The 9,773-nt window shown below is 42.7% G+C and carries 10 protein-coding genes; 9 read left to right on the top strand and 1 reads right to left on the bottom strand.

What is annotated here, in order from left to right:
* Positions 1-130: 130 nt before the first annotated feature.
* The gene (locus tag VB081_RS13630; protein ID WP_323401323.1) at positions 131-367 is read right to left on the bottom strand and encodes a hypothetical protein; all 237 of its coding nucleotides are present in this window, start codon (positions 365-367) and stop codon (positions 131-133) included.
* A 21-nt stretch (positions 368-388) separates the two neighbouring features.
* Between VB081_RS13630 and mobC the strand changes: the two genes are divergently transcribed.
* The 9 genes from mobC to VB081_RS13590 form a co-directional block, all read left to right on the top strand.
* A complete protein-coding gene (mobC, locus tag VB081_RS15095) occupies positions 389-508 on the top strand; it encodes a plasmid mobilization relaxosome protein MobC (protein ID WP_442872728.1) in 120 nt (39 codons plus the stop codon).
* A 440-nt stretch (positions 509-948) separates the two neighbouring features.
* Positions 949-2,415 (top strand): class I SAM-dependent DNA methyltransferase, encoded by a 1,467-nt coding sequence (locus VB081_RS13625; RefSeq protein ID WP_323401322.1) that lies wholly within the window; start codon positions 949-951, stop codon positions 2,413-2,415.
* Positions 2,408-3,523: a restriction endonuclease subunit S gene (locus VB081_RS13620; RefSeq protein ID WP_323401321.1), complete on the top strand. Its 1,116-nt coding sequence runs from the start codon at positions 2,408-2,410 to the stop codon at positions 3,521-3,523. The genes VB081_RS13625 and VB081_RS13620 overlap by 8 nt, the downstream gene beginning before the upstream one ends.
* Before the next feature lie 18 nt (positions 3,524-3,541).
* Positions 3,542-6,862 (top strand): DEAD/DEAH box helicase family protein, encoded by a 3,321-nt coding sequence (locus VB081_RS13615; protein WP_323401320.1) that lies wholly within the window; start codon positions 3,542-3,544, stop codon positions 6,860-6,862.
* A gap of 76 nt (positions 6,863-6,938) precedes the next feature.
* Entirely contained in the window at positions 6,939-7,622 is a 684-nt protein-coding gene (locus tag VB081_RS13610; protein ID WP_323401319.1) for a GIY-YIG nuclease family protein, read from the top strand.
* A gap of 238 nt (positions 7,623-7,860) precedes the next feature.
* Positions 7,861-8,304, top strand: coding sequence for a GNAT family N-acetyltransferase (locus tag VB081_RS13605; RefSeq protein WP_323401318.1), 444 nt, complete (start codon positions 7,861-7,863; stop codon positions 8,302-8,304).
* A 58-nt stretch (positions 8,305-8,362) separates the two neighbouring features.
* Positions 8,363-8,743 carry a VOC family protein gene (locus VB081_RS13600; protein WP_323401317.1) on the top strand — a complete coding sequence of 127 codons (381 nt, stop codon included), beginning with the start codon at positions 8,363-8,365 and terminating at the stop codon, positions 8,741-8,743.
* 60 nt (positions 8,744-8,803) lie between these two features.
* Complete coding sequence (locus VB081_RS13595; RefSeq protein WP_323401324.1) at positions 8,804-9,220, top strand: DUF3795 domain-containing protein; 417 nt, start codon at positions 8,804-8,806, stop codon at positions 9,218-9,220.
* Positions 9,221-9,382: 162 nt separating this feature from the next.
* Positions 9,383-9,773 (top strand): NCS2 family permease (locus tag VB081_RS13590; RefSeq protein WP_323401316.1); only part of this gene is annotated, 391 nt, incomplete at its 3' end.

Genomic DNA, 9,773 nt, shown 5'->3' with positions numbered 1-9,773 from the left:
GACATTACGAGCAAGCCCCCCGCCACCATCGAGTGGGAATAGAAATTCAAAACCCGCGAATCCTTTTACAGAAAGGGTTTCGCGGGTTTTTTACTTGTCCTTGAGTACGGATTGAGTGCAAATTGCCCAATTACAATATATTTGGTATTAACTTAGACGCCAATCCGTTAGATGTATCTAATAACATTGAGGAAGTCTGTAACCTAAGTTCGGCTTCTTCTTTTTGTGTTGTAATTTCCTGAATTTCTGATTTTGCAGATTCACTGGGCAATGCTTGATACTCTTTTAAAAGATCGTTATATACATAAATCAATTGTTCCCATACAAGCAAATCATCAAGTACTTGTTGAGATTTAATTTTAAACATAATACTATCAAGTGAATTGTAGTGATAGATAAAGAGGTAGTATATTACGTATATAAGGAACTGAATATGATAGGTTCAAATATTAATCAAATTGCCAGAAAGGCTAATTCAGAGAAGTTTATTGAAAAAAAGGACAGTTGATCATGTTATTGCGTTGCTGAATTTATTGGTTACAAATATAGATGAGAAATTAAGCGGAGTGAAGTGGAATTGATTTTTCTATCCAATTTGTTGTTATGCATTTTGATTGCAAGGACTTATTATACTGGTACTTTTACTGATGGATGCACACAGTTTTGCAGGGGTAGGACACTTGTTTTTGACATGCAGAGTAAACACCGATGTATTCTGGTAATCAATCGTTATTCTGAGTGCGCATTATTTAACAATATGGATACGTAATATAACTATCCGTGGATTTATGGCAGATATGAGTTTTGTAATCACTGGCTTGTACACGTTCAAATTTTAATATATAATATTATTTATAACTTTTAACAGAAAAATTTTAATTGCGTACCATATTCGGTTCGTTTTTTTGTATAATAAAGACAGTGTTTGCGTGATGAAAGGGAATGTGTATGATTACAGGTGAGCTGAAAAATAAAGTTGATAAATTATGGGAAATGTTCTGGACGGGCGGGCTGACAAATCCGTTGGATGTGATAGAACAAATTACCTACCTGATGTTCATACGCGATCTTGATAAAACAGATGAAACCCGACAAAAAGAAAGTTCGTGGATTGGGCAGCCATACATAAGTATATTTGCAGGAAAGCAGCATTTGAAGTGGTCTGTGTTTAGGGATAAGCCTGCGGAAATAATGTACCAAACCATGCAATCTGAGGTGTTTCCTTTTATTAAGGAATTGAATGGAAACAGTGGTACCTATGCAAAATATATGTCCGATGCCATCTTTAAGGTTCCTACGCCACAGCTTTTAGGCAAGATTGTCGACTCGCTGGATGATATGTATACCTATATCGATCAACTTCCGGATAAGAAGGATGCAAGGGGCGATTTGTATGAGTACATGCTTTCCAAGCTTTCCACGGCGGGCACCAATGGTCAATTTCGGACGCCGCGCCATATCATTCGCATGATGGTGGAACTTCTGGATTTGCAGCCGGATGATGTCATTTGTGACCCGGCTTGCGGTACCAGCGGTTTTTTGGTGGCGGCGGGGGAATATTTAAAAGAGCATTACCTGAAAGAGATTTTTTACGACAAAGATGCCAAGGCGCACTATGACAGCGATATGTTCACCGGATACGACATGGACAGGACGATGCTGCGGATTGGCGCTATGAACATGATGACACACGGCATCGCCAATCCACAGATCGTGTATAAAGACAGCCTTTCCGACCAGAACGAGGATGAGGGGCAGTATACCAAAGTCATGGCGAATCCTCCATTCAAAGGGAGCCTGGACTATGACATAGTAGCGCCCGATTTGCTGAAAGTTACCAAAACGAAAAAGACGGAACTGCTTTTTCTCGCGTTATTCCTGCGAATGCTTAGGAATGGCGGGCGGTGTGCGTCCATTGTGCCGGACGGCGTACTGTTTGGTTCTTCCAAGGCGCACAAGGATATCCGCAAGGAGATTGTGGAGAACCATATGCTGGAGGCGGTGATATCAATGCCCTCCGGCGTGTTCAAGCCTTATGCGGGGGTAAGCACCGCTGTGATGGTCTTTACAAAGGCAGGAGACACAGATAAGGTGTGGTTTTACGATATGCAGAGCGACGGCTATAGCCTGGACGACAAGCGCACCCAGCTAGATAACAGCGATATCCCGGATATCGTGACGCGTTTTCATGATCTTGATGCGGAAGAAAGCCGCGAGCGGACAGAGCAGAGTTTCCTTGTGCCCAAGGATGAAATTGTGGGCAACGACTACGATCTTTCCATCAACAAATACAAGAAGAGCAACTATGTGGAGGAAGAGTATCCGCACCCGTTGGAGATTATGGCAGAGATCAACGAGCTTGAAACGGAGATTGCTGCCGGGCTGAAAGAACTGGAGGCGGTGCTGCGTGGGTAAGTGGGAGTATATCCAATTTAATGATGCAATTGATGATGTTACGAAATATGCAACGAAAATAAAAAAAGAGGAGTATCTTAACCAAGGGGATTATCAAATTATTGACCAAGGAAAAGATAGTATTGGGGGATATGTATGTAGCCCAGATGGTTTGTATGAGGATGTTCCGGTTATTGTATTTGGTGACCATACTAGAGTTTTTAAATACGTCGAGTCGCCGTTATTCATTGGGGCTGATGGAGTTAAGCTACTTAAAGTCAAACACAATGATCTTAATGTGAGATTTGTTTACTATTACTTCAAATCTCGCAGAGTTATAGATACTGGATATAATCGGCATTTTAAATGGTTAAAGGAATTTGAAATTCCTCTTCCACCAATACTAGTACAACAGCAAATTGCGGATGTGCTTGACCGCGCCAGCGCCCTCATCGAAAAGCGCAAGGCGCAGATAGAAAAGCTGGATTTGCTGGCGAAGTCGCAGTTTATTGAGATGTTTGGCGATCCGGTAACGAACCCGAAAGGGTGGGATATACGTAGGTTATCCGAGATAGCAACATCGCGACTCGGAAAAATGCTTGATACTAAACAACAAACTGGCAATTATCGTTATCCATATCTTGCTAATTTTAATGTTCAATGGTTTCGCTTTGATTTCTCTGAACTAAATGAGATGGATTTCAATGAAGCAGATAGACAAGAATTTGAGTTAAAAAAAGGCGACTTACTGGTATGTGAAGGTGGAGAAGTTGGTCGATGTGCAATATGGGAAGAAGAGGTTAAGGAATGCTATTTTCAAAAAGCATTGCACCGTATTCGGTGTAACAAAGAAATAATTATTCCGAAATATCTTAGCAGATGGTTTCAATTTCGGTCACAGTATAATAAGTTTGAAGACATTGTCGGACAGGCAACCATTGCCCACTTGCCGGGAGTGAAATTAAAGAAGTTACAAATAATGGTTCCCCCTATTTATATTCAAAACCAATTTGCCGACTTTATTCGGCAAATTGAAAAGCAACAATCTCTACTCCAACAATCCCTAACCCAACTAAAACAAAACTATAAATCCCTGATGCAAAAGTGCTTCTGGGGCGAAATATTCTAAAACAATGAGGTGACCGCCATGCGCACCAACTTTGATTTTCTGCTGAAAGACAAACAATTTGAACCCTTTGCGGAGGCGGCAGTCTCTGCGGAGCGGGTGCTGCCCATTTCGCCTGCGCTTTGCGCGATGGCCTGCCGCACGGCAATGGAGTTTGCTGTTAAGTGGATGTACAGCGTGGACGGTTCGCTGAAAATGCCGTATGAGGATAAGCTGGTCACATTGCTCAGCACAGAGGATTTCAAAGACCTGATTCCTACAGGGATGGGCGCAAAGCTCGACTATTTGCGTAAGGTGGGCAACAACGCTACACACAATCAAAAGGGCGTTAGCCGGGATCAGGCGGTTCTGGCATTGCAAAACCTGCACAGCTTTATGGATTTTATCGCCTATTGTTATAGTACAGACTATACTGAGGTGCCGTTTGATCTATCGTTGATCGACCAGCCAGAGCCAAAGACTGCGCCAGCGGAGCCGTCGGTAGTGGAAGAAGTAGATTTCCAAACGCTATTGGACGTAAACTTCCCCAAGCGCGAAAAGCTTACCGCCAAGCGTGTGAAGCAGCTTAAGCAGGGTTACACCGTCAAGCCCATGGATATGACGGAGGATCAGACTCGCGTCGCATACGTGGATGTAATGCTGCAAGATGCTGGTTGGCAGCGCGGCCCCAATTGGGTGGATGAATATCCTATCGATGAAATGCCCAACAAAGCAGGCAAGGGCTACGCAGATTATGTATTGTTTGGCGATAACGGCCTGCCGCTTGCAGTGATAGAGGCCAAGCGCACCAGTGTCAATATAGAAAAGGGCAGGCAACAGGCTGTGCTGTATGCTGATTTTCTGGAAAAGAAGTTTGGGCAGCGCCCGGTTATCTTCATGACCAACGGTTATGAGACTCGGATTTGGAATGATAAATACTATCCTGAGCGCCCGGTTTCAGGGTTCTATTCCAAGCGTGACCTGGAAAAAGAATTTAACATCATGCGCGACCGCACGCCGCTTAAGGCGGTTAAGGTCAACGACGATATATCCAACCGTTACTACCAGAAAGAAGCGATACAGGCGGTGTGTGATGCCTTTGGCAATCGCAATCGCCGCAAGGCGTTGCTTGTTATGGCGACCGGCAGCGGCAAAACGCGCACGGTTATCTCCCTGGCCGATGTACTCATTCGTCATGGATGGGTGAAGAATGTGTTGTTTTTGGCTGACCGCAGCGCATTGGTAACTCAAGCAAAGCGGGCATTCCACAACTTGATGCCAAACCTTTCCCTTTGCAATCTAACAGAGGGAAAAGAGGAAGCCAATGCCCGTGCGGTTTTCTCAACCTACCAAACCATGATGAACTGTATTGACGCTACCCGGGACGACGTGGGTGACCGCCTGTTTACACCGGGGCATTTTGATTTGATTGTTGTGGATGAGGCGCACCGCAGTATTTATAACAAATACAAAGACATCTTTACCTATTTCGATGCGCTGCTGGTGGGGCTGACAGCCACGCCCAAGGATGAAATAGACAAAAACACTTATGGAGTGTTTGATCTCGAAAGTGGAGTTCCAACTTATGGGTATGAACTTTCAGAGGCGGTAAAGGATGGATATTTGGTCGATTTTGTATCAATCGAAACCGAGTTAAAATTTATGACCAAAGGAATTGCCTATGATGAATTGCCTCCGGAGGAACAAGAGGAATATGAAAACACTTTTGCGAATGAAGAGGGCGAATTGCCGGAAAGCATAGACGCCAGTGCTTTAAATGAGTGGTTATTCAACGAGGATACGATTAAAAAAGCATTGTATGTTTTGATGGAGCATGGTCAACGTGTGGATTATGGCGAGAAGATTGGCAAGACGATTATATTTGCCAAAAATCACAACCACGCGGAGAAGATACTTGAAGTCTGGAATAAGGAGTTCCCGGATTATCCCAGCCATTACGCAAGGGTGATCGATAACTATACAAATTACGTACAAAGACTGATTGACGATTTTTCGGACAAGAAGAAATTTCCGCAGATTGCGATCTCGGTAGATATGCTGGATACGGGAATCGATGTGCCGGAGATATTGAACCTGGTGTTCTTTAAAAAGGTGATGAGCCGTGCGAAGTTCTGGCAGATGATTGGGAGGGGAACCCGTACGTGCGTTGGACTAATTGACGGTGAAGAAAAAACGCAGTTCTATATATTTGACCTGTGTGGCAACTTTGATTTCTTCCGCCTGCATGCAAAGGGACGCGAGGCGGGGACAGTAGCAACCTTGCAGGAGCGTATGTTCAATACGGTGGTAGAAATGGTTTACATGCTGCAGGAGCTGTCTTTTCAAACCGATGAACTACAACGGTATCGCAAAGAACTGGTTCAGGATTTAGTCAGACAAATAAAAGATTTACCACGCGATAATTTCGCAGTCAAACAACATTTGCGGTTTATTGACAAATATCAAATGGAATCGGACTTTGATTCGCTCACGTACGAAAACACGTTGCAGATTGGAGAACATATCGCACCACTGATATTGCCGACGGGCGGGGATGTTTCGGCAGCCCGTTTTGATATGCTGATATACCAGATTGAGCTTGCGATGCTTGCTGAGAAAAGCTGTAAAAGGGCAAAGAACGACGTGGTTCGCAAAGCAACAGACCTTTCTAAATACGGCAATATTACTGCAATCGCAGAACAGCAGGACTTGATTCAACAGATACTTAGCAATGAATTGCTTGAACGTGCCGGGGTGTTGGATTACGAAGAAATTCGTACAAGGCTACGTGATTTAATCAAGTATATACCTGACGAGGAGCGTGTGCGTTATGATACTGATTTTGCAGACGATATTTTATCCATCGAATGGAATGAATCACAGCTTGCCAATGATGATCTGATCAACTATAAGAAAAAGGTAAATTTCTATATTAGGCAGCATCAGGATATACCAGCAATAGCCAAGCTAAAAGGCAATGAAGCATTGAGAAAGGACGATGTGCAGTCACTGGAGAATATTCTTTGGGGTGAACTGGGCACGAAGGAGCAATACGATGCACAATATGGAAAGACACCACTCGGAGAGCTTGTGCGATCTATTGTTGGGTTAAGTCAGAAGGCAGCAAACGATGCGTTTTCACAGTTTTTGAATGATACTGGGCTTGATAGCAGGCAGATGTATTTTGTGCGGCAGATAGTGAATTACATCGTGAGAAACGGTATGATGAAAGATTTGTCTGTGTTACAGGAGAGCCCCTTTACAGACCAGGGGAGTATCAGTGATTTGTTTGACGATGCGAAAATGTTTATGGATTTGAGAGCAGTAATAGAGGGGATTAATCAGAATGCGATGGTGGCATAAAATGTCGATGTTCACAATGCCGTATTCTATGGTAAAGTATATGAAGATGTAATGCCGAGTGGGAGTGAAAGTGTAAATGATAAATGGAATCGTATATATTTTGACAAATCCATGCCTTGATGGTTGGGTTAAAATAGGCATGACAGAGCGCAATGATATTAACGAACGATTGCAGGAGCTAAATTCTCCAGCCAATATACCGCTTTCGTATCGTTGTTATGCAATATATGAGGTCGACGAACCACAGAAGGTTGAAAAGAATATTCACGGTATTATTGACCAGATAGACAAATCATTACATGCCAGAGAGTTGTTGAGTAACGGTCGAATCCGTGAGCGAGAGTTTTTCAAAATATCTCCAGAGACCGCATATGCTGTCTTTAGTCATGTTGCGGCATTAAGAGATGATAAAGAAAACCTAAAAATTTATGCCCCAACAGAAGAACAATCTCAAGAGGAAGAAATAGCTGAGAGCAAGTCAAGGAGAGGCAATAATTCCTTCGCATTGCTAGGAATACCTATCGGTGAAGATGTTTCATTTTTATTTGATGATACTATAGTTGCTAAAGTATTGGACAATAAAAATACTCTGGGATACGAAAACGAAAGGTATACTGTAACCTCTCTGGCACGTAAGCTACTGACTGAAACCCGCAATTGGGAAGCGTATCATGTGAATGGCTGGCGATTTTTTGTTAAGGATGGTATAACATTAAGCGATCTACGTGATCGTGTGGAAAATGGGCAAACAGACGAATAGCATATAAACGGCTGGCAATATTGTATTATATAGAGGAGACAAATGATATTGGTCGGAAAAGATGTAAAAGTAATACGGGAAATGGTTTAGATAGTGATAACATTTTGATAACAGAAATTTGGCAAGCGCCAAGTAATACAGATAATAGATATAGAAAACATGGCAAAAGTCACTGAAAACTAAACCAATGTGTTTAGTAAATGAGCGTGTTTGCCGAGCGGGAGTAGAACAATATTCTATGGAAATAAAAATTGTAAAGGAAGATAAAAAGCAGTTTATAGATTTGCTCTTGCTTGCTGACGAGCAAGAATCTATGATCGACAAATATCTTGATCGTGGAGAGCTATTTGCCTTGAATGATGATGGGTTGAAAAGTATATGCGTGGTCACAGACGAAGGCTCTGATAAGTGTGAGCTTAAAAATATAGCAACATACGAAAAGTGGCATGGTATGGGATATGGCAGCAAGCTCATTCAATACATTTCAACATTCTATAAAGATAAATATAAGGCCATGATTGTCGGAACGGGCGATATTCCTTCAATCATACAGTTTTATGAAAAAAATGGCTTTGGCCGCTCCCACAGGATTCGCAACTTCTTTACAGACAACTATGACCACCTCATCTTTGAAGATGGGGTACAGCTTGTGGATATGGTTTACTTAAAAAAAGAGTTATAACGATTGCATTGATCAGGGGAAAATAGGGCTGAAAATATCATAAGGAAGGATTCGTGCTATGGATAATGAACTGAAAATCAAGATGTATACCTTTACGGTGGATTGTAAAGAGCCTTATGAATTGGCAAAGTTTTATGCGGCGTTGCTCAGGTGGGAAATACCATTCCATGATGAAGAATGGGCATGTGTAGGCGCTCCGGGAGCAGAGCAGGGAGCGTACCCCGGCATCATGTTCCAACGGAATCCAGAGTATGTACCGCCTGTGTGGCCGGAAGAACCTGAAATGCAACAGCAAATGGCACATCTGGATTTTGCCGTTAATGATTTGGAAAAAGCAGTTCAATACGCAATGACCTGCGGTGCTACAATCGCAGAGGATCAATTTTCCGATGGTTGGAGGGTCATGTTTGACCCTGCCGGACATCCTTTTTGCTTATGACAGATGAAACCAATGATGGAAAGCGACCATTTTGCGCTGTTATAAAAAGCAAAGCATATGATGAAGATGCCTGAGAAAATTGATGGGGACATGTTTGCACCGTGCGGGATGAATTGTATGGTGTGCTATAAGCACTGCAATCACAAAAAACCTTGCGCCGGATGTATTGACAGCGACGAAGGAAAACCGGAACACTGCAGGAAATGTAGGATCAAGGCTTGTGTTCAGGAAAAGGGACTTACATATTGTTTTGTGTGCGAGGAATATCCGTGTGGCGCGATCAAAAGGCTGGAAAAAAGCTATACTGCGAGATATGGCGTCAGTCTGATGGAAAACAGCGCTATTGTAAAAGAAAAAGGTCTGGAGCATTTTCAGGAATTACAGCGCGAAGAATATATCTGTCCGGTATGCGGAGGAGTGTTATCTCTTCACGATGGGGCATGCAGGGAATGTCATACAAAAAAACGAGATAAATAGAGGGCTTTGCAAAACAACGAGCAATTAATATTCGTATCATGGCGAATATTAATTGCTTTTTGGATTTAATTGTACGGTTTTATATTGCGGTTCCTTTGGTAATTTAGTATGATACCTATATGAGTTTTTATACTTATATATTCTAATTGTAGGAGGTATCATATGGAAAAGTTCTTTAAACTCAAAGAGAATGGCACAAAACCTTCAACCGAAGTAATAGCCGGCTTTACAACGTTCTTTGCGATGTCTTACATCATCTTTGTAAACCCGAGTATTCTTTCGGCGACAGGCATGCCTTCACAGGCGGTATTCTTGGCAACAATCATTGCGGCGGCGATCGGCACGCTCGTAATGGGACTGTTTGCAAACGTACCGTACGCACAAGCTCCGGGCATGGGCTTAAACGCGTTCTTTACCTATACGGTATGTTTCGCACTTGGCTTCACCTGGCAGCAGGCGCTTGCAATGGTATTCATTTGCGGTATCGTAAACATTCTGATTACGGTTACCAAGCTCAGAAAAGCAATCATCAAATCTATTCCTGAATCCTTGC

Source organism: Christensenella sp. (assembly GCF_034927525.1).
GTDB lineage: Bacteria > Bacillota > Clostridia > Christensenellales > Christensenellaceae > Christensenella.
The sequence above is the reverse complement of the archived record's forward strand: the minus strand, read 5'-3'. Positions and strand labels throughout refer to the sequence as shown.

What these genes read in the sequence shown, in the direction of transcription:
- VB081_RS13610 (WP_323401319.1), top strand. Translation starts at nt 6,939, where the DNA reads ATGATAAATGGAATCGTATATATTTTGACAAATCCATGCCTTGATGGT.
- VB081_RS13615 (WP_323401320.1), top strand. Translation starts at nt 3,542, where the DNA reads ATGCGCACCAACTTTGATTTTCTGCTGAAAGACAAACAATTTGAACCC.
- VB081_RS13625 (WP_323401322.1), top strand. Translation starts at nt 949, where the DNA reads ATGATTACAGGTGAGCTGAAAAATAAAGTTGATAAATTATGGGAAATG.
- VB081_RS13630 (WP_323401323.1), bottom strand. Translation starts at nt 367, where the DNA reads ATGTTTAAAATTAAATCTCAACAAGTACTTGATGATTTGCTTGTATGG.
- VB081_RS13605 (WP_323401318.1), top strand. Translation starts at nt 7,861, where the DNA reads ATGGAAATAAAAATTGTAAAGGAAGATAAAAAGCAGTTTATAGATTTG.
- VB081_RS13600 (WP_323401317.1), top strand. Translation starts at nt 8,363, where the DNA reads ATGGATAATGAACTGAAAATCAAGATGTATACCTTTACGGTGGATTGT.
- VB081_RS13595 (WP_323401324.1), top strand. Translation starts at nt 8,804, where the DNA reads ATGAAGATGCCTGAGAAAATTGATGGGGACATGTTTGCACCGTGCGGG.